We start from the raw sequence: 21,957 nt of genomic DNA on the forward strand, positions 1-21,957 counted from the left end.
TTCACACCCTCTGAGGAGCCCGCAACGCGGGCGTCTCGAAGGATCGACGGCCCGGCTGGTGGCCGTGCATCCTTCGAGACGCGCGCAAGAGCGCGCTCGTCAGGATGACGGATCAATTTGCCGCGTGTGGAACGGCAATCCGCATGCCCCTACCCCATCACCTGATGCGGCGAGCGGCCGAATGCGGCCTTGAAGGCGCGGCTGAAATGCGAGACGTCGCTGAAGCCGAAGCTCAGCGCGACGTCGGTGACGTGGGCGAAGCGGCGTTCGGCCAGCGCCTGGTGGGCACCGGCGAGGCGCTGCTGCCAGAGCCAGCGGATCGGCGTCGTGCCTTCGCGCGCGAACAGCCGATTGAGCGTGCGCGGCGCGATGTTCTGCGCGGTGGAGATCGCATCGAGATCGAGCTCGGGGTTGTCGAGATTGGCCAGGATGTAGGCCTTGGCCCGCGCCAGCCGTTCGTCGCCGTGCTGTGGCACCTCGTCCGTCAACTCGGTCTGCAGCGTGGTTGCGAAAATATCCAGCACCGAGGCGCCGAGCCGCATCGCGGCGGGCCCCGCCTCGTCGTCAAGGCGCGTCAGCCGGCGGATCAGCGATCCCGCCAACGCTCCGACCTTTGAGGTGTTGCCGACCTTTCGCGCGGTCAGGCGTTGCGCATCCGGCAGCCGCGCAAGCAGCAGCGGCCGCGGGATCGACACCATGATCGACCGCGTGCTCGGGGCGAATTCCAGCGTGAACGGCTGCGCCTGGTCATGCAGCATGAGATCGCCGCGGCGCATCTGCACCTCGCGCCCGCCCTGGGCAAAGCTGACCTCGCCGCGCAGCGTGAGCCACAGCATGAAATAATCGCGCGGGTCCCTGCGGACATCGCTCGCGCTGCGCATCACCCGGATGCGGTCGGCGGCCGGCGTCGACGACCAGATGTCGTTGATCGCAAGCGGACCGAAATGGCGGATCGAGATCGACGCGGCAAATGCCTCGTCGGCGATGCGGCGGCATTCGGTCAGCGAGAATTCGCGGCAGGTGACGTGATGCCAGCGGTCGAAACTGTCACCCGGCGCGACCAGCGTCTGCGCGACGACTGCGTGATCTGGGGTCTGCATTGGTCCTGCTCCAGCCCAACCCGGCAGCGGGATATTCTGCGTCTGCCCCTTCGTTCTGGCAAGCAGAGTCCAGCGATTGGCCCGCACAGCCAAGAACGGCCGCAGGAACCGGCGTAGAGAATGTCCTCCACGAGGAGAGGAGACACAGATGGCTACCAATGCGATGTCATCGATCCCGCACGCACCGTCATGATCGTTGTCGACATGCAGAACGATTTCGTGGCCGAGGGCGCCAAGCTGCGATCCGCGCAGGCCGCCGCCATGGTGCCGCGGCTGGCGCAGACACTGAAGGCCTGCCGCGACAAGGGCATCCGCGTCATCTACACCGCGCATGTGCATCGCCGCGACGGCAGCGACATGGGGCTCTATGACGATCTTTATTCGCCGATCGCCGACCGCTCGTCGCTGGTCGACGGCACCGCGGGCGTCGAGATCTTCAATGATCTTGCGCCCGCCCCCGGCGAGCACGTCATCAAGAAGCACCGCTACAGCGCGTTCTTCGCGACCGACCTCGACTTGGTCCTGCGCGAATGGGGCATCACGACGGTGATCATCTCGGGGACGACGACCGAGAACTGTTGCCACGCCACCGCGCGCGACGCCATGTTCCACAATTACAAAGTCGTTTTCCTGTCGGACGCGACGGGCACGTTCGACTATCCCGATGTCGGCCAGGGCGCCCTGTCCGCCGAGGAAGTGCATCGCGCCACGCTGACGATCCTCGCGTTCTCAACGGCGCATGTGATGACCGCGGCCGAGATGTTGGCGCGCGTGAAGGTGGCCAGTCCGAAGGCGGCGTAGCGACGAGGACAACCCTTCCGCAACGAACCCGGTTCGCCTCTCCCCTGTGGGAGAGGCCGGATCGCATGAAGCGAAGCGGAATGCGATCCGGTGAGGGATTGCGGTCTCTCGGGCGACTTCTGCCGATCGACAGACCTGCACCCCTCACCCGGATTGCATCTGGCGATGCAATCCGACCTCTCCCACAAGGGGAGAGGTGCAGCGGTTTGCGTGGCAGCCACCCTTCTTACTTCACCAGCGGACAGCCGCCATCGGCCAGCGGCCGGAACGCCTGCTCGGCCGGGATGGTCGCGATCAGCTTGTAATAATCGTAGGGATACCTCGACTCCTCCGGCTTCTTCACCTCGAACAGATACATCGGGTGGATGACGCGGCCGTCCTGGCGGATCGCGGTCTCGCCGAACAGTTTGTCCATACCCTTGAAGGTCTTCATGTGCGGCACCACGAGTTTGGCGTCGTCGCTGCCGGTGGCGGCGACCGCGTTGAGGTAGGCGAGCGTCGAGGCATAGACGCCGGCCTGGTTGCCGCTCGGCATCTTGCCGTTCATGCCGGGACGCGCGGCGAAGCGTTTTGCGAACGCGCGGGTGTCGTCATTCATGTCCCAGTAGAATGCCTCGAGCAGTTGCAGGCCCTGCGCGACCTTCAGACCCATGCCGTGGACGTCGTTCACGAACAGCAGGAACGCCACCATGGTCTGGCCGCCCTGCTGAATGCCGAACTCGGCGGCCTGCTTCACCGCGTTGATGGTATCGCCGCCGGCATTGGCGAGGCCGATCACCTTGGCCTTCGAGTTCTGCGCCTGCAGCAGGAAGGACGCGAAGTCGGAGGTGCCGAGCGGATGCTTGCTCGATCCCAGCACCTTGCCGCCGTGCTTCTCGATGTAGTTCGTTGCCTCGGCTTCGATGCCCTTGCCGAGCGCGTAGTCGACGGTCACAAAATACCAGTCCTTGCCGCCGCGCTGCATCATCGCGGCCGCGGTGGTGTTGCCGGTCGCCCACGCGTCGTTGACCCATTGGATGGTGTTCGGCGAGCAGGCCTTGCCGGTGAGATCGGAGCTTGCGGTCGACGACGCGAGGAAGGTCATCCTGCTATCGCGCAGCACGGTGTTGATGGCGAGGCCGACGGCCGAGTTCGGCACGTCGACGATGGCATCGACGCCTTCGACATCGAGCCATTTGCGCGCGATCGCAGATCCGACATCGGCCTTGTTCTGGTGATCGGCATAGACGATCTCGACCTTGATTCCCTTGCCGCCGCCGTTGAAATCCTGCGCCGCCATACGCGCGGCCTCCACCGAGCCCATGCCGTTGGTGTCCTGGAAGATGCCGGAAATGTCGTTGAGCACACCGACGCGCACCACATCGCCGGAAATCTCCGCGCGCGCGCCGCCCGCGGCGCAGGCCAATGCCAGCGCCAAACCAAACCCAAAGCCCCTCATCGTATCCCCTCCCTTTGCGTCATTGCGCAGCCTGCAAATTTCATCAGGCCGGCGTGATCTCGACCGGCAGGCTTTCGAGCCCGCGCAGCGTGTTATTGAACAGCCGCTTCGGCTCGCCGGTCATTTCGATTTTCGCGACACGGCGCGCCAGCGCCGCCATCATCACCTCGCCTTCGAGGCGGGCAACGAGCTGGCCGACGCACATGTGGATGCCGGAGCCGTAGCCGACATGGCCGGAGGTACGGCGCGTGATGTTGTAGCTGTCGGGCTCTTCCCAACGACGCGGATCGCGATTGGCGGCGGCGAGGAACATCAGCACCTTCTCGCCCTCCGGGATCCTGGCGCCGCTGAGCTCGATGTCGCGGGTGGTGGTGCGGAAGAAGGTCTGAACCGGACTTTCAAACCGCACCGCTTCCTCGAAGGCGTTGCGTGCCAACGTCGGATCGGCGCGCAGCTTCTCGAACTGGTCGGGAAAGCGCGCCAGGCAATAGACGGCAGCGCCGATGCCGTTGACGGTGGTGTCGAGGCCGGCCGACAGCAGCGAGCGCACCAGGAGCGGCGCCTCGGTCGCGGTAATGGCGCCGCTGTCGACGTGGGCATGGATGCAGGCACCAATGCCGCCCGGGGTGAGATTGTCGCGCTGGCACTGCTCGGCGACATAGGCCTGGTGCGGCGCCGAGCGCTGGATCGCCTCCTCGCGGAGCTGGTTCGGCGGACCGAAGGCGTTGAACACCAGGCTCGCATAGGGCAGCAGATGCTCGCGGCCCTCCGGCTTCAGGCCCAGCGCATCCGGGAAGATCGACAGCGGATAGGCTTCCGCAAGGTCCGGGATCGCGTCGAACCGGCGCTTCTCCAGCAGCGCATCGACGCGCGCCTCGGCGGCAGCAGCAAATTGCCCGCGAAGCTGCTTCATCACGGTCGCCGACAGCACCGTGCTCAGCACATTGCGGGTGCGGGTGTGGGCGGGCGGGTCGGCCTCCAGGATCAGGCTCGGCGGCCGCCACGGCTTTTCCTTGGAAAAGTCGCTCAGGCCGACGCCACGGCTGGAGCAGAAGGTCGCAGGATCGTTCAGGACCGCATAGACCTCGGCGTAGCGCGCCACACCATAGACATTCCATTTGTCGAGATAGACCACGGGCGCGGCCTCGCGCAGCCGCTCATGGGTCGGGAATGGATCGGCGAAGAAGTCGAGCGCGAACGGATCGACGTCGAGATGCGGAACGGACGCATCTGTTGTTGTGGTCATCGGGACCTCCCGAGGTTTGATCTTGTCAATACGGGCCGCATGTCACTTGCTCCCGAACGGTTTCGCAGCGATGATTTGAGGACATGAGCAGCCAGCCCCTCCCCCGAAAGCCCCGCCGGCCAAGACCGGCCGATCCCGCAGATGCCACTGACGGCCCGCTGCTGGACCTCAATCGCTATGTGCCGGCGTTCATCACCTTCATCGGCAACAAGCTGTCGAACAGCGCCACCGCATTTTACCAGAAGAATTTCGGTGTCAACGTCACCGAGTGGCGGATCATCTCGCAGCTGGCGATCGAGCCGGGAATTCCCGCCTCGCGGATCTGCCAGGTGATCGGCTTCGACAAGGGGCCGGTCAGCCGCAATCTCGCGGCGCTGCAGAAACGCGGCCTGCTGACTATCCGCACCGCGCCCGACGACGGCCGCACCCATTCGATCACGCTGACCACGCGCGGCCGCGCCATCCACGACAAGGTCATCGTCGCGGCGCTGGAGCGCGAGCGGCGGCTGCTGTCGTGCCTGAAGAAGGATGAGCGCGAGGTGCTGATCGACCTGCTGCGCCGGCTGCACGAGAATCTCGGCGCCGTGACCGGGCAAAGCACGACCTGACCGCGCGGCAGCGCCACGGGCGGCGCCCAGCGCCACCGCGGTATCCGCCCGATTGTCCATGCATGCCATTCGCGCCGTGCTGCGCAACATTGTCCTCCCAAACGCGTAGCCGTTGACCGGCCCTGTCCCTATGGGAGCCGAAACTGACACAGCTTAGTTGCTACGGCAACTAAAAACTGGCAGTGCGACGTCGGAGCCATGCAGCGAACTGTAACGTCGCCCACTGGTCAGGTAGGCGCGCTGCCCAGGCTCCCTCCCCCCTTGCGGGGGAGGGTTGGGGAGAGGGGTGGCCCCGGGCGAGATGATCGATGGGAACGTCGCTTTCGCAGTTTCGCGCGACTGTATCGTCGGAATGCATATTGAGAGAGCGTGTCGTGCGGTACCCCTCTCCCTAACCCTCCCCCGCAAGGGGGGAGGGAACCCTTCCGCTGGTGCCTTCCTTACTGGGCCTGCTCAATCGTGCCTCAGCCCACGCAGGCGACGGGCTCTGACGACCCGTCGTCCTCCAGCATCGCCACGGCTGCAGCGCGGCGCGTCAGCACGGTGCGCTGGTTGATGTAGCCCTTGTCGGTGATCTCCCCGCCGTCGACCGAGGCGGGCTCGGCCAGCAACAGCGCACGGGTGGCGTGGCCGGAAGAATGGCCGCCTTGCGCCTTCAGCCGTGCCAGCCCCTGCGCGATCGCGGAACGGACCGCCGGATGGCCGATCACCTCACGGACGTCGGCGTTCTCGGCCAGCCCCGCCAGCGAACGGCAGACGGCAAGGTTCGGAAACACCAGGAAACGTACCTCGTCGCGGCCGTGGCCCGTGACGACGATGTCCTGCGCGAGCGGCGCCAGTGCCGCGATGCCGGCGACACGCAAGGTGCCGACGCTGACCCAGGTGCCGGAATTGAGCTTGAAATCCTCCGCCACGCGGCCGTCGAAGAACAGGCCGAGCTCCGGCCGATCCGGGTCGGCAAAGGTGACGGCGTCGCCGATCCTGTAGAAGCCCTCGTCATCGAACGCCTCCGCGGTCAGCTCAGGCGCCTTCCAGTAACCCGGGGTGACATTGGGCCCGCGCACCCGCACCTCCCGCTTGTCGCCCGACGGCACGAGCTTCAGCTCGGTGCCCGGGATCGGCACGCCGATATTGCCGGAGCGTTTGGCGAGGAAGTGGCAATCGGTCGCGAGCGGCGAGGTCTCGGTCGAGCCCCAGGCCGACACCATCGGCAGGCGGCGGCCGACGGTTTGCAACGACAATTCCTCCAGCGCGTCCCACAGATTCTGCGGCAGCGCCGCGCCGGCATAGAAGGCGAATTTGGTGCCCTCGAAGAATTTGCGACACAGCTCTTTGTCGGTGCGGAGCGCTGCGATCAGCATGTCGAAGCCGCGCGGCACGTTGAAATAGACCGTCGGCACCACGCTGCGCAGATTGGCGAGCGAGGTCGAAAACAGGCCGGGCGCCGGCTTGCCGCCGTCGATGTAGAGCGTGCCGCCGTTGCGCAGCACCAGGTTGAAATTGTGGTTGGCGCCGAAGGTGTGGCTCCAGGGCAGCCAATCCAGAATCACGAGCTCACCGCCGGACTGCTCGAGGAAAGTCCAGGTCTGCGCCTTGGCCTGCTGGCTCGAGGTCAGCATGCGCTGGGTGTTGATCACGGCCTTCGGCGCGCCCGTCGAGCCCGAGGTGAACAGGAATTTTGCGATCGTGTCCGGCGTCACCGCCGCGAAAGTAGCGGCGACCTCCGGCGATTCCGTCGTCGCTGCGATGGTGCGGAACGTCAGCGCATCGGCATCGTCGGGATTGCCGCTGACGATGGTGGCGCGATGCAGCGGCCTGATCGCGGCAAGCGCCGCCGCGAACGGCTTCGTGCCCGCGACGTAGATCGCACCGGGTTCGAGCAGGCTGATCATGCTCTTCAGCTTGTCGAAGTCTTTCGACATCAGCGAATAGGCCGGCGAGATCGCGGCCAAGGGCACGCCGACATGCTGGGCGGCGAGCGCAAACAGCGCGTGCTCGATGCCATTGTCGGAGAGGATGACGAGCGGCCGCTCGGCACTCAGCTCGCGCGCCAGCACCCACGATGCGGCCCGCCGCACGATGCCGAGCGCGTCGCGATAGCTGACGGTGCTCCAGGGCGCCTCGGCATTGGCGCGCTCGCCGAGAAAGATGCGATCCGGCGCCTGCCGCGCCCAATGCTCCAGCCAGTCGCCGACGCAGCGGGCGCTGTCTTTCAGTGGCGCTGTCGAGCGCACCAGGATGCTGCCGTCGCCCCTGATATCGGCAACGATCGCGGGCGTCGCGAACAGGCTGCTCGGATTGTCTCCGCTGGCGGCGGCCATCGTCATGGTTTCCTCCTCGCCCGTGTCTTGTCGGGATCACGCTGCAACATGGTGCGGCGCCGGGGTCCCGGCCGGGCTCTTTGGCGATAATGTTGCGGACATCAATTGTTGTCGTCAACAACAATCTTTCCCTTACCTCTCCGGCGCGCTAGCCTTGCGGGCATGGCAAGCCAGCAAAAGACGCCGCGCCAGGCGGCAGGAACGGCAACGGCAATCCGCCGCCCCCGGGCGCGCGCAACGAATGGCCAGACGCGCAGCGGCGGCAGCGACGAGATCGGCCTCGACGCGCTGGTCGGCCACGCCGGCTATGCGGTGCGGCGCTTCCAACTCTGGATCTTCCAGGACTTCATCAAGACGCTGGCGACCGTCGATATCCGCCCGACCCAATATTCGGTCATGACCGTGATCGGGGCCAATCCGGGCCTGAGCCAGATGGCGGTCGCCAAGCGGCTCGGCATCGAGCGGGCGCGGCTGGTGCATCTGCTCGACAGCCTGGAAGAACGCGACTTCGTCAGCCGCATCCCCTCCGCCACCGACCGCCGCTCCCACGCGCTGCATCTGACCGCGCGCGGCAAGACCGCGCTGGCACAGTTCAAGCGGCTCGCCGCGGAGCACGAGCGGCACGTGGCCGAGAAGATCGGCAAGGAGAACCGCGAGCGGTTGTTGCAGATCCTCGCCGGCTTCACCTGATCGATCGGCCGGGTTTCGGCTTGGTCACGCCTGCCTTAAAAATAAGCAGTCGCACTCTCAAGCCAGTTTGCATCGGCTCCCGGTGATCGCCTCAAGCAACTGATATTGTATAGCTATCTGTCGCGCGACGGACGCGCGCGGATTGTACACAATGGCACATTGCTTGCTACGGTCAGGCTGCAATCTCCTCGCGGACGGCATCCGATGCCTTAGCCGCTCAACGGACGAGCCAACCACGTGACTGAAACTGTCGCCGCGATCGTTGCCGCACACCGCGCCGGGACCATGACGCCGGCGCAAACCGTGGCGCGCAGCTACCAGCGCATCCGCGCGCACAACGACCCCGCCGTCTTCATCAGCCTGCGCGACGAGAAGGAGGCGCTGGCCGAGGCCGGACGGCTCACCGACTCGACGCTGCCGCTCTACGGCGTGCCGGTCGCGGTGAAGGACAATATCGACGTCGCGGGGCTGCCGACCACCGCCGCCTGCCCGGCTTTCTCCTATGTGCCCGTGCAGGATTCCACGGCCGTGGCAAAACTGCGTGCGGCCGGTGCCATCATCATCGGCAAGACCAATCTCGACCAGTTCGCCACCGGCCTGGTCGGCGTGCGCTCGCCCTACGGCATTCCCAAAAATCCGGTACGCGGCGATCTGGTGCCCGGGGGATCGAGCTCGGGCTCGGCGGTCGCGGTCTCCGCAGGCCTGGTGCCGCTTTCGCTCGGCACCGACACCGCGGGCAGCGGCCGCGTGCCGGCGATGCTCAACAACATCGTCGGCCTCAAGCCGAGCCTCGGGTTGATCTCGACCAGCGGCGTCGTGCCGGCCTGCCGCACGCTCGACTGCGTCTCGATCTTCTCGCTCACGGCCGACGACGCGCTGGCCGCGCTCGCAGTGATGGCGGGTCCGGATCAAGCCGATCCGTTCTCGCGCAACCGGCCGCTGGCACCTCTCGCGGCGTTCCCGGCGAAGCTGAAGCTCGGCATTCCCAAGAGCGGCCAGCTGGTCTTCTTCGGCGATCGCGAGGCCGAGAAGGCCTATGGCGAGGCGTGCAAGCGCTGGCAGGCGCTAGGCGCCGAACTCGTCGAATTCGACCTCGAGCCGTTCTACGAGACCGCGCGGCTGCTCTATGAGGGCCCGTGGGTCGCCGAGCGCTATCTGGTGATACGCGATCTCCTCGCATCGTCGCCCGAGGCGGTTCATCCGGTGACGCGCGAGATCACGCTCGGCGGCGCGCGACCGACCGCGGCCGACACCTTCTCCGCGCTGTACCGCCTCGAGGCGCTGCGTCGTGTCGCCGGGCAAACCTTTGCGCAACTCGATGCGCTCGTGCTGCCGACCGCGCCGACCGTCTATTCCACCGCCGACGTGCTCGCCAACCCGATCGAGCTCAACTCGCGGCTCGGCACCTACACCAATTTCGTCAACCTGCTTGATCTCTGCGGCCTGGCACTGCCGGCAGCGATGCGACCCGACGGCGCACCGTTCGGTATCACGCTGCTGGCACCAGCCGGCCGCGATGCGGAGTTAGCCAGCAGCGGCCGCGTGTTCCATGCCGACACCGGACTTGGGCTCGGGGCCAAGTCGCTGCCGCAGCCGCCGCTCGCAACCCTGCCGCCGCAGGCTGGGCCCGACGAAATCACCGTCGCGGTTGTCGGCGCGCATCTCTCCGGCATGGCGCTGAACCACGAGCTGACGACGCTCGATGCGCGCCTGCTGGAAGAGACGATCACCGCACCGGACTACAGGCTCTACGCACTCGACACCACGCCGCCGAAACCCGGCATGCTACGCATCGAGGCGGGTGCGGGTGCATCGATCAAGCTCGAGCTCTGGGCAATGTCGCCGGCAGCGTTCGGAACATTCGTCGCCGCGATCCCGCCGCCGCTGTCGATCGGCGCGGTCAGGCTCGCCGACGGACGGCAGGCCAAGGGCTTTATCGTCGAGCCCGCTGCGATCGGCGGCGCGAAGGATATTTCCGGCTATGGCGGCTGGCGGGCGTTCATGGCGGAGCGGGCGAAGGCGTAGCTGCAACGTCGGTGTGCTCCCTCGTCCCGCAAGCGAGGCGAGGTGAAGCGAGCTGCATCTCACTTTCGTCATTGCGAGCAAAGCGAAGCAATCCATTCCTCCACACGTCCGGATAGATGGATTGCGTCGTCGCTTTGCTCCTCGCAATGACGGAGGTTGGAGCGTCGGGCTACACCGACACCGCGTAGGTCTCGTACTCGCCGCGCACCTGCTCGATATGGGCGCGCATCGCGGCCGCAGCGCCCTGCTTGTCACCGCGCAGGATGGCGACCACGACGCGGTCGTGCTCGGCGTGGGATTTGGCGAGGCGCCCGAGGTTGCGGAATTGGGCGCGGCGGAACGGCTGCACGCGCACGCGGGTCGCCAGCGTGATCTCGGCGATATAGGCGTTCTGCGAGCCGGCATAGATCGCGTTGTGGAAGCGCTCATTGACCTCGTGGAAGCGCTCGGGATTGCCGGTATAGCTCAATATCCGCAGCTCTTCGTGGACCGCCTCCAGCGCGTGGCGCTCGGCGGGCGTCATCCGCTCGGCGGCGAGGCCGGCGCACATCGCCTCCAGCTCGGCCATCGCCTCGAACATGCCGGTCAGTCTTTCGAGCGAGGGGCGCGCCACCACGGCGCCGCGATGCGCGCGGGCATCGATCAGTCCGCTCGCGGCCAGCTGCCGCAGCGCCTCGCGCACCGGGGTGCGCGAAACGTTGAAGCGGCGCGCAAGGTCGGTCTCGTCGAGGCCGGCGCCCGGCGGCAGCGTGCCGCGCACGATCTCGTCGGCAAGTTGCAGGCGCAGCTCTTCGGCGCGGGTGATCTTGTCGACCAGCGACGATGGGCGATCGACGCGGCGCAGGCCTGCTTCGGGCTCGGCGGGTTGTGATGCGCGGGTCGGAAGATCGTCCAGGCTCATGGCTCAGGCGCCTTTAGGCTCGTCGATGACGCTGACATGGGCCGCGACGATTCTCCAGCCTTCGGGAAAGCGAATCCACGTCTGCATCTGCCTCCCCACCCTGCCCGGCACGCTGTCCCGATAGAACAGCGTCGAGGCGATCGCGGTGTCGCGGCCATAGGTCGTGATCACGGTGCGGTCGATCTTGCGCATCAGGCCGACCGGCGAGCGCCCGGCGCGAAACGCCATGATCTCGGCATAGCCGTAGAGGTTCTCGCCGATGCCGTAGCGCAGCGTGCGGCTGTCGTTGCGGAACAGCTCGTCGAGCACGGCGACGTCGTTCGACACCAGCGCTTCCTCGTAGCGCTCAAACTGCGCCGTGACTTCGGCGACCACATCGGGAAGATCGATATCCATGTTAGATCCCTCTCGGCGCGGGAGCCGCAGCAACACCCGCCTGTTCCAGCGCGTAGGCGACCCGCAGCGCGATATCCTCGCGCCAGGGCGCTGTAATGATCTGCACGCCGATCGGCAGCGGTTCGAGCGGCACCGGCACGGCCACCACGGGCAGGCCGATGAAGGAGATCGGCTGGGTGTGGATGCCGATATTGGCCCGCACCGGAAGTTCGACGCCATCGAGCGTGAAATTGACCTGGCCGAGCTTGGGCGCGGTGCACGGTGTCGCCGGCGCCAGGATCACGTCGACCGACTGGAACAGCTCCAGCATCCTGGCGCGGTACCAGCGGCGGAATTTCTGCGCTCTGTCGACATAGACCGCCGGCACCATCGCGCCCGCGATGAAGCGATCGCGCACCGCCGGATCGAAATCGTCGGGACGCTTGCGGAGCCGGTCGAGATGCAGCGCGGCACCCTCGGTCGTGGTGATGATGTAGGCCGCGGCGCGGGCACGTGCGGCTTCCGGCAACTCCACGGTCTGTTTGGCGCCGAGCGCCTTCGCGACGCGCGCGACCGCTTCGACCGCCTCCGGAAACACGTTCTGCTGGAAATAGCCGCCGGCGATCGCAATCCGCAGCCCGCGGACATCGTTGGCCAGCAACGGCACGGTCGGCTCGACCGACTGCACGATGCAGGCGGGATCGTCGGCATCAGGCCCCTGCATCGCGTCATAGGCCAGCGCGAGATCCTTCACGCTGCGCGCCAGCGGACCGAGATGATCGAGGCTCGCGACGAACGGATAGGACCGCGCACGCGACAGCCGGCCATAGGTCGGCTTCAGGCCGAACGTGCCGCAGAACGACGACGGCACCCGGATCGAGCCGTTGGTATCGGAGCCGAGCGCGATCGGCACCAGCGCGCCGCCGACCGCGCTGCCCGAGCCACCCGAGGAGCCGCCGGTCATCCGCGTCGGATCGTGCGGATTGCGCGACGGGCCGTCATGCACGTTCTCGCCGGTGAAGTCGTAGGCGTATTCGCCCATGTTGAGCGCGCCGACCAGCACCGCGCCGGCCGCCTCCATCCGCTCGATCAGCACGGCATCGCGCGGCGACGGCGGCAGGTCGCGGTTGATCTTCGAGCCGGCGCGGGTCGAGAGGCCCTGCACGTCGAACAGGTTCTTGACCGCGAACGGCACGCCGGCGAGCGGGCCGACCGACTGCCCCGCCGCGATCGCGGCGTCGATCGCCTTGGCCTTGGCACGGGCGCGATCGGCGGTGACGTCGGTGAACGCATTGAGGACCTTGTCATGCGCGGCAATGCGCTCAAGCGCGGCCTCTGTCGCGGCAAGAGCCGTGATCTTTCGGTTTGAGACAGCCTGCGCGATTTCGGCGGCCGACATGGAAGCGGGAATTTCGGACATCGCGATCTCAGGTCGAATAGACCGCCGCCGACGCGACGTCATCTGGCAGCGGGAAGTCATCGACCAGCTTGGCCAGCCGCAGCGAGACCTCGAGATTGGCGCGCACCGCGGGACGCCAGGCGTCCTCCAGCGACAACGCCATCGCGCTTGCGGCGGCGTTCATATAGTCGTCGAGATGATCGGCCATTTCGCTCCCAGCAAGTTTCAGGTTTCTCAGGACACCGGCAACGGCGGATGCGGGATCGCCGTCAGCAGCTCCCTTGTATAGGCATCCTGCGGATTGCCCAAGACGTGTTCGGATGGGCCCTGCTCGACGATGCGGCCCGCGCGCATCACGATGACGCGATCACACAGCAGCCGCACCACGTTGAGATCGTGCGATACGAACAGATAACTCATGCCCATCGACCGCTTGAGATCCTGCAGCAGATTGAGCACGACTGCCTGCACCGAAACGTCGAGCGCCGCGGTCGGCTCGTCCAGGATGACGAGCTTCGGGTGCAGCGCGATGGCGCGCGCGATGCCGACGCGGGCCTTCTGGCCGCCGGAGAGCTGATGCGGGAAGCGATCCAGCAAATTGACCGGCAGGCCGACCTGCCGCGCCAGCTCCTCGCAGCGGGCCCGCAGCGTGTCGCGCCCCTTGATGTCGCCGAGCTGCATGATCGGGTCGGCGATCGCGCGCGCTGCGGTGAAACGCGGGTTGAGGCTGTCGGTCGGATCCTGGAACACCATCTGGATCTGGCTGCGCCGCGGCAGCCGCGCGAAGGACTGCGGCAGGACGCCGCCGATGTCCTCGCCGTCGAACATTATGCGGCCGGAGGTCTGATCCAGGAGGCGCATCACCATCATCGACGTCGTCGACTTGCCGCAGCCGGATTCGCCGACCAGCCCGACGCTCTCGCCATGGTCGACCTGGAAACTGATGCCGTCGACGGCGCGAAACACCTCTTCCTCGACCGGCGGCTTGCGTCCGAACAGCTTCGTCAGCACCGAGCCCACGCCCTGGCGAGGGTATTCCTTGACGAGCTTCTCGACGGATAGGAGAGGCTGCGTCTTCTCGTCACCCCTGGGCTTGACCCGGGGGCCCATCGAGGAAGAATGGCTTTGCGCAGAGGGATGGACGGCCATTTGCGGCGGCGGAGACTTGGCCATTTCCTCCTCCGGCAACAAGTCCCGCAATGACACGCCGAGCCGCGGCGTCGCGCGCATCAGCTTCTTCGTGTAAGCATGCTGGGGCGCGGCGAAGATGTCGGCCGACTTTGCGGTCTCGACCACGCGGCCCTTCTCCATCACGACGACGCGGTCGCAATAGGCGGCGGCGAGGCCGAGGTCATGCGTGATCAGGATCGTCGACATCGATCGCCGCTTGGTCAGCTCGACGATCAGGTCCATCACCGCCTTCTGGGTGGTGACGTCGAGGCCGGTGGTCGGCTCGTCGGCGATCAGGAGCTGCGGGTTGCAGGCGAGTGCGAGCGCGATGACGACCCGCTGGCACATGCCGCCTGACAGTTCGAACGGGTAGGCGTGGTAGCGCTCGCGCGGCCGCGCGATCCTGACCTGCTCCAGCGCCTCGATCGCCGTCTCGCCGCGGTCGGTGACCTGCGCCTGCTGGACATGCTGGCGCAGCACGTCCTCGATCTGGTGCCCGACCTTGCGGATCGGATTGAGCGCGGCGCGCGGGTTCTGGAAGATCATCGAGACTTCGCGGCCGCGCAGATCGCGCATCTGGCTCTCGGTCGCCCCCTTGACGTCGATGCCGGAGAACATCACCGAGCCCTCGGCGATCCGGCCGGCGCGATCGAGGATCCGCATGACAGCGTATGACGTCACCGACTTGCCGGAGCCGGACTCGCCGACGATGCCGAGGGTCTCGCTCTTGCCGACAGAGATGTTGACGTGCTGCACCGCTTTCACGATGCCGCGGCGCGTGGTGAACTCGACCGTGAGGTCGCTGACGTCGAGCAGCGGCTGGGCCGTCATGCCCGCCTCCCACGAAATGTCGAAAACAACCCCATGCAAAGCAGCTGAGCGGTAACATGACACCGCACCAAGACAGTCATCACGTCCTCCGCGCGTTCAACTCGTCATGCGCGGACTTGACCCGCGCATCTTCTATCAGACCCGCAACTTGCGTCATTGCGAGCGTAGCGAAGCAATCCATCGCACAGCATAACGGATAGATGGATTGCTTCGTCGCTTCGCTCCTCGCAATGACGGCTCGCATCATGTCCTCCGCTGCGGGTCGACGATGTCGCGCAGGCCGTCGCCGAGCAGGTTGAAGCAAAACACCGCGATCATCAGCGCAAGGCCGGGGAACAGCGCGATCCACCATTCGCCCGACACCATGAAGCCCGCGCCCTCGGCGACCATGATGCCCCACTCCGCGGTCGGCGGCCGGACGCCGAGACCGATGAAGGACAGGCCCGCGGCATTGAGGATCGCATAGCCCATGGTCAGCGACATCTGCACGATCATGATCGGCATGATGTTGGGCAGAATGTGCCCGAGCAGGATGCGGTATTCGCCATTGCCCGACAGCCGCGCCGCCTGCACGAAGCCGGCGTTGCGGCGGACGTTGGCCTCGGCGCGGGCGACGCGCGCATAGAGCGGGAAGTTCACGATCGCGGTCGCGATGATGATGTTCTGCACCGTGTTGCCGAGCGCCGCAACGATGCCCATCGCCAGCACGAACAGCGGGAACGCCATGATGGTGTCGGCGATGCGGCCGACGATGCGGTCGGTCCAGCCGCCGAAATAGCCGGCGGCGATGCCGGCGAGCCCACCCATCAGGAACACCAGCACGACAGAGGCGACCGCGATGAAGGTGTCGAGCCGCGTGGCCACGATGACGCGACTGAAGATGTCGCGGCCGAGCTGGTCGGTGCCGAACCAGTGCGCGGCGGACGGCGGCTTCAGCGCGGCGGCGGTGTCGGAGGCGAGCGGATCGTAAGGCACCACATAGGGACCGAACAGCGCGGCGAACATGATCAGGATCAGCAGCGCGAAGGCGAAGCCGGTGACCTTGTTCTCGCTCAGCACATAGCGGGTCTGCTCGAAGACCGCGGCAAGCCCGGAGGTGCGGGCGGGGCCAACCGGTTCAGCAGTGGGGGCAACGCTGCTCATCTGACCTCCTACCCTTCCAGACGAACGCGGGGATCGATCACGCCGTAGAGGATGTCGATCAACAGATTGAGCAGCACGTACATGACCGCCATGGTCAGCACGAAGCCCTGGACGGGCGCAAAGTCGGACGCGATCAGCGCCTCGACCGCGTAGGAGCCGATGCCGGGCCAGGCGAACACCTTCTCCACCAGCACATTGGCGCCGAGCAAAAAGGAGAACACCATGCTGAGCGTGGTGATCACAGGCAGCATCGCGTTGCGGAAGGCGTAGGTCACGATCACCTTGCCGGGCGACAGGCCACTGGCGCGCGCGGTGCGGACGAAATCCGACGCCAGCACCGCCAGCATCGAGGCGCGCGTCATGCGCGCGATCGGCGCCAGCGAAAAGATCGCAAGCGTCACCGCCGGCAGGATCAATTGGCTGAGCGCGGACCGAAAAGCCTCGAAATCGCGGGCGATCAGCGTGTCGATCAGATAGAAGCCGGTGACGGTCGGCGGCGCGCTATAGAACACGTCGAGCCGGCCCAGCGGCGCCGGCGACCAGCCGAGCCGGAAATAGAACAGGTAGACCAGCACGAGCCCGGTGAAGAACACCGGCAGCGACACGCCGGCCGTGGTGGTGACGCGGCAGAGATGGTCGATCCAGGAACCGGGCCGCGTCGCCGCCAGCACACCGAGCGGGATCGCGATCACGATCGAGACGACGAGGCCGAGCAACGTGAGCTCAGCCGATGCCGGCAGGCGGCTGCGCAACTCGGCCGCCACCGGCTGGCCCGTGGTGAGCGACGTGCCGAGATCGCCATGGGCGAGATCGCCGGTGTAGCGAACGAACTGCTCGATCAGCGGCTTGTCGAAGCCGAGCTTCTTCCTGATCTGGTCGACCGCCTCCTTGGTCGCCGCGGGTCCGGCGAAATACGCCGCGGGATCGCCGGGCAGCGCGCGCGTCAGCAGGAATGTCACGGTCACGACGCCAATCAATGACGGGATCGCGAACAAGAGCCGCTTGCCGATCATGGTCAGCATGGTGTGGCCCTCGCTGCATCATGCGAAGCCGCGACGGGACTGGTCGAGCTCCCTCCCCCCTTGCGGGGGAGGGGCGGGGAGAGGGGTGCCGCTTGCTCAGAAGCAAGATGGAGTCGAATTCCGCGCAGGAGCGTTCGTGATCCGCCGAAATGGTTTGGCGCCATCTCGCCTGGCGTCATGCGTGCGAGTTCGCGGCTTACCCCTCTCCCCACCCTCCCCCGCAAGGGGGGAGGGAGCCTGAGAAGCGTGCTCACCTCACCTGAATAAACGCCAAATGCCGATGCCTGGCGAACCATGCGCAAAGCCCCGACGGGACTGGTCGGGCTCCCTCCCCCCTTGCGGGCGAGGGTTGGGGAGAGGGGTGCCGCTTGCTCAGAAGCAAGATGGAGTCGAATTCCGCGCAGGAGCGTTCGCGATGCGCCGAAATGGTTTGGCGCCATCTCGCCTGGCGTCATGCGTGCGAGTTCGCGGCTTACCCCTCTCCCCCCCCTCCCCCGCAAGGGGGGAGGGAGCCTGAGGGGTGTGCTCACCTCACTTGCACACGCGTATGCATCGCGAGCCCGCATCACCTACCCTTTCGCCATCGCGCGATAGTCGAGGCGGCGGTGGAACCAGTATTGGTAGCCCGAGATGTTCTTCTGCATCGCGACGTTGACGAACGGCTGATAGAGCGGGATGCGCGGGATGTCGGCGTAGGCGAGATCGACGAAGCCCTTGACGTCGGCGTCGTAGGCCGCGGTGTCGCCGTTCGCGGCGGCGATGCGCGCGCCGTCGATGAGCTTGTCCATCTCGCCCGACTTGTAGCTCATCGTGTTGAAGATCGAATTGTTGCCGTGATAGCACCAGTAGAAGAAGTACTCAGGGTAATCGAGCCAGCCCGAGAACACGTTGGTGAACAGCGGCATTTCCTTCTTGGTGAGCTCGGTGCGCCAGTTGGCGCCGGGTACCTTGTTGATCGTGGTCTTGATGCCGAGCTGCGCCAGGCTCTCCTGCACCAGCACGCAGAGCGGCTCGTTGACCCCGGCGAAATTGAGGTCGAACGAGATCGTGGTCTCGAAGCCGTTGGCGTAGCCGGCCTCCGCGAGCAGCGCCCTGGCCTTCTCCATGTCGGTGAAATACTTGGTCGGCTGCGGCCAGGCCACCTCGGTCGGCTTGTCCTTGGCCGCGCCGAACATCGGATTGGCGAGACCGAACAGCACCGCATCCATGATTTTTTGGTAAGGCATCGCGTAGGCCATCGCCTGCCGCACATTGGGATTGTCGAACGGCGGCCTGGTGACGTTCATGCCGATGTACTGGATGCCGTTGGAGAACGGCAGCGAGACCACGTTGAGCTTGCCGTTGGCCTTCATCTCCTGGAAATCCTTGAACGGCAGCTCGTAGGAGATGTCGGCGTCGCCGCGCTCGAGCAACGCGCGTCGGTTGCCGGCCTGCGGCACCATGCGCCAGATCACGCGCTTGATCTTCGGCATCGGGCCGCAGACCCAGTCGTCGTTGCGCTCCATGACGACTTCGGTGCCGGCGGTCCATTTGGTCACCTTGTAGGCGCCGGAGCCCGCGGTCTGCTGCTTGGTGAATTCGAGGCCCCACGGATCCTTTTCGCTGGCGTTCTTCTTCACGAGTTCGGAGTTGACGACGCAGGGCACGATGACAGCGAGGTCGGGGATTGTGAGCTTGTCCTTTTTCAGGAAATCGACGCGCACGGTGTAGTCATCGACGACGACGAACTGCTCGGGCTTGGTCAGCGATCCCGCGCTCATCTGGAAGGTCGGGAAGCCACCGACGCTGACGGCACGATCGAGCGACCATTTGACGTCCTTCGCCGTCACCTGCGCACCGTCATGGAATTTGGCGTTCTTGCGCAGCTTGAAGGTCACCGACATGTCGCCGATGTTCATGTCCTCGGCGAGCTCGGGCTTGAACTTGTCGCGGTCGTAATAGGGCACGCCGCCGGGGCCGCTCTTCATCTCGTGGCTGATCAGGCGGTCGTAGCAATTCCACGACACCTCGTAGCCGGGCACGTTGGTGCCGATGCCATGGATGTCGAGATTGTTGGGACCGCCCTCCGAGACGATCAGCAGGGTCTCCGAGCGGGCATCGGCCTTGGCCGGCGACCAGATCGCGGGCGCGGTCGGCGCCAGGGCCCCCGCTGCCAGCCCAGACACCGATTTGAGGAAATCGCGACGCTTCATGTGATGCTCCAACGCCCTTGAGAACGGCCCTGGAACTCGGATCGCAAGGATTGTGCCAACCCTTAACGAACCCTTATGAGGAACTAACGCGCTGGAGAGATGGAAGAAATCGACGAAGGTATCTTGATCTGGCGACGATTGACTCGTCCGAATTGCATACAAAGCTAGGCCTTATGCTTAAACAATAAGCAGAACGTGGCGTCTGCCCGCTTTGTGGCCGCCGATCGATATCGCGGTCCAAGTAGTTAGTCCGGCCAGATCAGCTCCTGCAACTGCACGAGACCATCGACCCGGTCCGGCCAGCCCGCGATGCAGATGTGCCGGAGCGGATCGCTGGCCGAGTGCAGCATCATGAGCGCCATCAGCCGCCGCTTCAGCGCGAAATTCACCTCGCTGCGCGGGATGCCGAAGCCATCGAACAGGCTGCGCACCCGGCGCGGATGGCCGGCGGCCATGAAGGCGCTGGGACCGAGCAAATCGTATTCGCCCCATCCGGTGCGGACATCGCCGAAGTCGAACAGGCCGGCGACGTGCCAGCCATCGGCCCGGCGGCCCAGCAAGAAGTTCTCGGGGATATACTCGCCGGTCAGGATCACCGGCGGCGCGTCCATCGGGATCAACTCAGTGGCGTCGCGCAGGAGATCGTCGAGCGAGGTGAGGAATTTCGCCGGCAGGCCGAGCCGTTCATGCCGCACCCGGCACTGCGCCACTTGCGCGCGCATGAAGGCCTCCCAGCCAGGCTCGATCGCAAGCAGGCGGCCGGGCGGCGTGCGCTGCACGTCGGCGATGACAGCGCCGATCTCGGCGAGCACCCGCTCCCGCTCCGCTTCCGGCAGCGACGGCCAGACCTCCGAACCGACGGTGCCGACGAGGCGCGTGATAACGAGATAGGGCCAGCCGTCGCGCTCGCCCTCCGCGACGAGATCGGGAATCGGAACGCCGAGCCGGCCGCGCAACTCCGCCAGCGCGCCGCGCTCGGAGACGAATTGCGGGCGCAGGAACGGCGGGAACAGTTTCAGGATCAGGTCGTCGTCGAGCCCGATCACGAGATTGGTGCCGGTCGAGAACACATGCGGCACAGCGCATGACAGGCCGTGGCCGTCGGCGATGTCGCGTGCGACCGGCAGCCAGCGCGCGGTGTCGCTGCGCCAGCCGCGGTAGGTGTCGTAGGTGGTGAGGGGAGGAAGCAACATGCGCGACGTCATCGTAGCCCGGATGTAGCGCAGCGTAATCCGGGATTCTTTGCCCGCCTGCAGACCGGCCCCGGATTTCGCTTCGCTGCATCCGGGCTACGCAGTTGCATCATCACCGGTCCGGATTGGCGCGCTCGAACTGGCGCAGCAGGCGGTTGCCGCGCTCGACGGCGTTGTCCATCGCGGCCTGTGCGGAGCGCTTGCCGGCGAACACCTGCTCGAGCTCCTCCTCGATGACGTCGCGGATCAGCACGAACGAGCCGAGACGGACCCCCCTGGACTTGTCGGTCGGCGGCTTCAGCGTGACCTCCTCGATCGAGATCGAGGCGCCGGGATTGCGATCGTAGAAGCCCTGCGCGCGGCTGAGATCGAACGCGGCGCGGGTGATCGGCAGATAGCCGGTGTTCTGGTGCCAGGCGGCCTGCACCTCGGGCCGCGACAGATAGGCGAAGAATTTCGCCACGCCGGCATATTCGGCGCGCGGCCGGTCGCGCAGCACCCACAGCGTCGCGCCACCGATGATCGAATTCTGCGGCGCGCCCTGCACGTCGGCCTCGTACGGCATCATGCCGTAGCCGACCTCGAATTTCGAATTGGCCTTGATGTCGGCGCGGGTGCCTGACGAGCCGATGAAGATCCCGCACTCGCCCTTCTGGAAGCGCGGCTCGGCCGCCTGGCCGCGGCCGCTGTAGTCGAACGACTTGTCGGCCTGCCACTGCGCGAGCTGCGCGATATGACGCACCACGATCGGATTGTTGAAGACCAGCTGCGCGTCGAGCCCGGCAAAGCCGTTGGCCCTGGTCGCGATTGGGAGATTGTGGAAGGCGGAGAAGTTCTCGACATTGATCCAGGACGGCCATGACGTGGTGACGCCGCACATCGCGCCGGCCGCGCGCAGCCGTTTCGCCATCGTACCGAGCTCGGACCAGGTCTTCGGCGGCTGGCTCGGATCGAGCCCGGCGGAGCGGAACATATCCTTGTTGTAGTACAGGATCGGGGTCGAGGCGTTGAACGGGAATGACAGCATGTTGCCGTCGACGTCGGCATAATAGCCGGCCACCGCGGGCAGATAGGCCTGTGGTGAAAACGCCTCCGACTGGTCGCGCATCAGCTCAAACACCGGATAGATCGCGCCGCGCGCCGCCATCATGGTTGCGGTGGCAATCTCGTTGACCTGGACGATCGCAGGCTGGCTGCGCGAGCGGAAGGCGAAGATCGCCGCGGTGACGGTCTCGGTGTAGTTGCCCTTGTAGGCGGGCACGATCCGGTAGTCGGATTGCGCGGCGTTGAAGTCGGCGGCAAGCTTCTCGAGCTGCTTGCCGAGCTCACCCGACATCGCGTGCCACCACATGATCTCAGTCGCCGCCCGCGCCGGCGACACAACCAGCAAGACCGCAACGGCGAGGTGCAAGACCTTCAAGGCGTGCTTCAGAGCGAACTTCACGACGAACCGTTCCGGATGCCAGCACGCCGTCATAGAGCGCTACAACCGCAGATTCAAC

18 protein-coding genes are annotated in these 21,957 nt (G+C 66.0%); 4 read left to right on the forward strand and 14 right to left on the reverse strand.

Annotated features, from left to right (window positions below):
* Nucleotides 1–149: 149 nt before the first annotated feature.
* Nucleotides 150–1,100, reverse strand: coding sequence for an AraC-like ligand-binding domain-containing protein (locus ACVILL_RS08770; RefSeq protein ID WP_456728703.1), 951 nt, complete (start codon nt 1,098–1,100; stop codon nt 150–152).
* A 189-nt stretch (nt 1,101–1,289) separates the two neighbouring features.
* Between ACVILL_RS08770 and ACVILL_RS08775 the strand changes: the two genes are divergently transcribed.
* Nucleotides 1,290–1,901, forward strand: coding sequence for a cysteine hydrolase family protein (locus ACVILL_RS08775; RefSeq protein WP_456728704.1), 612 nt, complete (start codon nt 1,290–1,292; stop codon nt 1,899–1,901).
* Nucleotides 1,902–2,127: 226 nt separating this feature from the next.
* Here the strand turns inward: ACVILL_RS08775 and ACVILL_RS08780 are convergent, their stop codons facing one another.
* Nucleotides 2,128–3,339, reverse strand: coding sequence for an ABC transporter substrate-binding protein (locus ACVILL_RS08780; protein ID WP_456728705.1), 1,212 nt, complete (start codon nt 3,337–3,339; stop codon nt 2,128–2,130).
* Nucleotides 3,340–3,382: 43 nt separating this feature from the next.
* Complete coding sequence (locus ACVILL_RS08785; protein WP_456728706.1) at nt 3,383–4,585, reverse strand: cytochrome P450; 1,203 nt, start codon at nt 4,583–4,585, stop codon at nt 3,383–3,385.
* Nucleotides 4,586–4,668: 83 nt separating this feature from the next.
* Between ACVILL_RS08785 and ACVILL_RS08790 the strand changes: the two genes are divergently transcribed.
* A complete protein-coding gene (locus ACVILL_RS08790; RefSeq protein ID WP_456728707.1) occupies nt 4,669–5,193 on the forward strand; it encodes a MarR family winged helix-turn-helix transcriptional regulator in 525 nt (174 codons plus the stop codon).
* A 464-nt stretch (nt 5,194–5,657) separates the two neighbouring features.
* Here the strand turns inward: ACVILL_RS08790 and ACVILL_RS08795 are convergent, their stop codons facing one another.
* A complete protein-coding gene (locus ACVILL_RS08795; protein WP_456734210.1) occupies nt 5,658–7,514 on the reverse strand; it encodes a feruloyl-CoA synthase in 1,857 nt (618 codons plus the stop codon).
* 162 nt (nt 7,515–7,676) lie between these two features.
* Here ACVILL_RS08795 and ACVILL_RS08800 point away from each other — a divergent pair, with 162 nt between their 5' ends.
* Together ACVILL_RS08800 and atzF are read left to right on the forward strand one after the other, a co-directional pair.
* Nucleotides 7,677–8,204, forward strand: coding sequence for a MarR family winged helix-turn-helix transcriptional regulator (locus tag ACVILL_RS08800; protein ID WP_456728708.1), 528 nt, complete (start codon nt 7,677–7,679; stop codon nt 8,202–8,204).
* 237 nt (nt 8,205–8,441) lie between these two features.
* On the forward strand, nt 8,442–10,229 hold the full coding sequence (gene atzF, locus ACVILL_RS08805; RefSeq protein WP_456728709.1) for an allophanate hydrolase: 1,788 nt from the start codon (nt 8,442–8,444) through the stop codon (nt 10,227–10,229).
* A gap of 169 nt (nt 10,230–10,398) precedes the next feature.
* On the opposite strand, the gene ACVILL_RS08810 is transcribed toward atzF, so the two are convergent.
* From ACVILL_RS08810 to ugpB, 10 genes are all read right to left on the reverse strand, one after another.
* Nucleotides 10,399–11,130 (reverse strand): GntR family transcriptional regulator, encoded by a 732-nt coding sequence (locus ACVILL_RS08810; protein WP_456728710.1) that lies wholly within the window; start codon nt 11,128–11,130, stop codon nt 10,399–10,401.
* Nucleotides 11,131–11,133: 3 nt separating this feature from the next.
* The gene (gene hpxZ / locus ACVILL_RS08815) at nt 11,134–11,526 is read right to left on the reverse strand and encodes an oxalurate catabolism protein HpxZ (RefSeq protein WP_456728711.1); all 393 of its coding nucleotides are present in this window, start codon (nt 11,524–11,526) and stop codon (nt 11,134–11,136) included.
* 1 nt (nt 11,527) lies between these two features.
* Nucleotides 11,528–12,904 carry an AtzE family amidohydrolase gene (locus ACVILL_RS08820; RefSeq protein ID WP_456734211.1) on the reverse strand — a complete coding sequence of 459 codons (1,377 nt, stop codon included), beginning with the start codon at nt 12,902–12,904 and terminating at the stop codon, nt 11,528–11,530.
* Nucleotides 12,905–12,932: 28 nt separating this feature from the next.
* Nucleotides 12,933–13,112, reverse strand: a complete 180-nt coding sequence (locus ACVILL_RS08825) for a DUF4089 domain-containing protein (RefSeq protein WP_456728712.1) — start codon at nt 13,110–13,112, stop codon at nt 12,933–12,935.
* Between the two features lie 26 nt (nt 13,113–13,138).
* Complete coding sequence (locus ACVILL_RS08830; RefSeq protein ID WP_456728713.1) at nt 13,139–14,905, reverse strand: dipeptide ABC transporter ATP-binding protein; 1,767 nt, start codon at nt 14,903–14,905, stop codon at nt 13,139–13,141.
* A gap of 243 nt (nt 14,906–15,148) precedes the next feature.
* Nucleotides 15,149–16,048, reverse strand: a complete 900-nt coding sequence (locus tag ACVILL_RS08835; RefSeq protein ID WP_456728714.1) for an ABC transporter permease — start codon at nt 16,046–16,048, stop codon at nt 15,149–15,151.
* 8 nt (nt 16,049–16,056) lie between these two features.
* A complete protein-coding gene (locus ACVILL_RS08840; RefSeq protein ID WP_456728715.1) occupies nt 16,057–17,070 on the reverse strand; it encodes an ABC transporter permease in 1,014 nt (337 codons plus the stop codon).
* A gap of 569 nt (nt 17,071–17,639) precedes the next feature.
* Nucleotides 17,640–19,262, reverse strand: a complete 1,623-nt coding sequence (locus ACVILL_RS08845; RefSeq protein ID WP_456728716.1) for an ABC transporter substrate-binding protein — start codon at nt 19,260–19,262, stop codon at nt 17,640–17,642.
* A gap of 245 nt (nt 19,263–19,507) precedes the next feature.
* Nucleotides 19,508–20,455, reverse strand: a complete 948-nt coding sequence (locus ACVILL_RS08850; protein ID WP_456728717.1) for an aminoglycoside phosphotransferase family protein — start codon at nt 20,453–20,455, stop codon at nt 19,508–19,510.
* A 112-nt stretch (nt 20,456–20,567) separates the two neighbouring features.
* Nucleotides 20,568–21,899 carry a sn-glycerol-3-phosphate ABC transporter substrate-binding protein UgpB gene (gene ugpB, locus ACVILL_RS08855; protein ID WP_456728718.1) on the reverse strand — a complete coding sequence of 444 codons (1,332 nt, stop codon included), beginning with the start codon at nt 21,897–21,899 and terminating at the stop codon, nt 20,568–20,570.
* Nucleotides 21,900–21,957 lie beyond the last annotated feature (58 nt).

The organism is Bradyrhizobium sp. USDA 3364 (genome assembly GCF_054056355.1).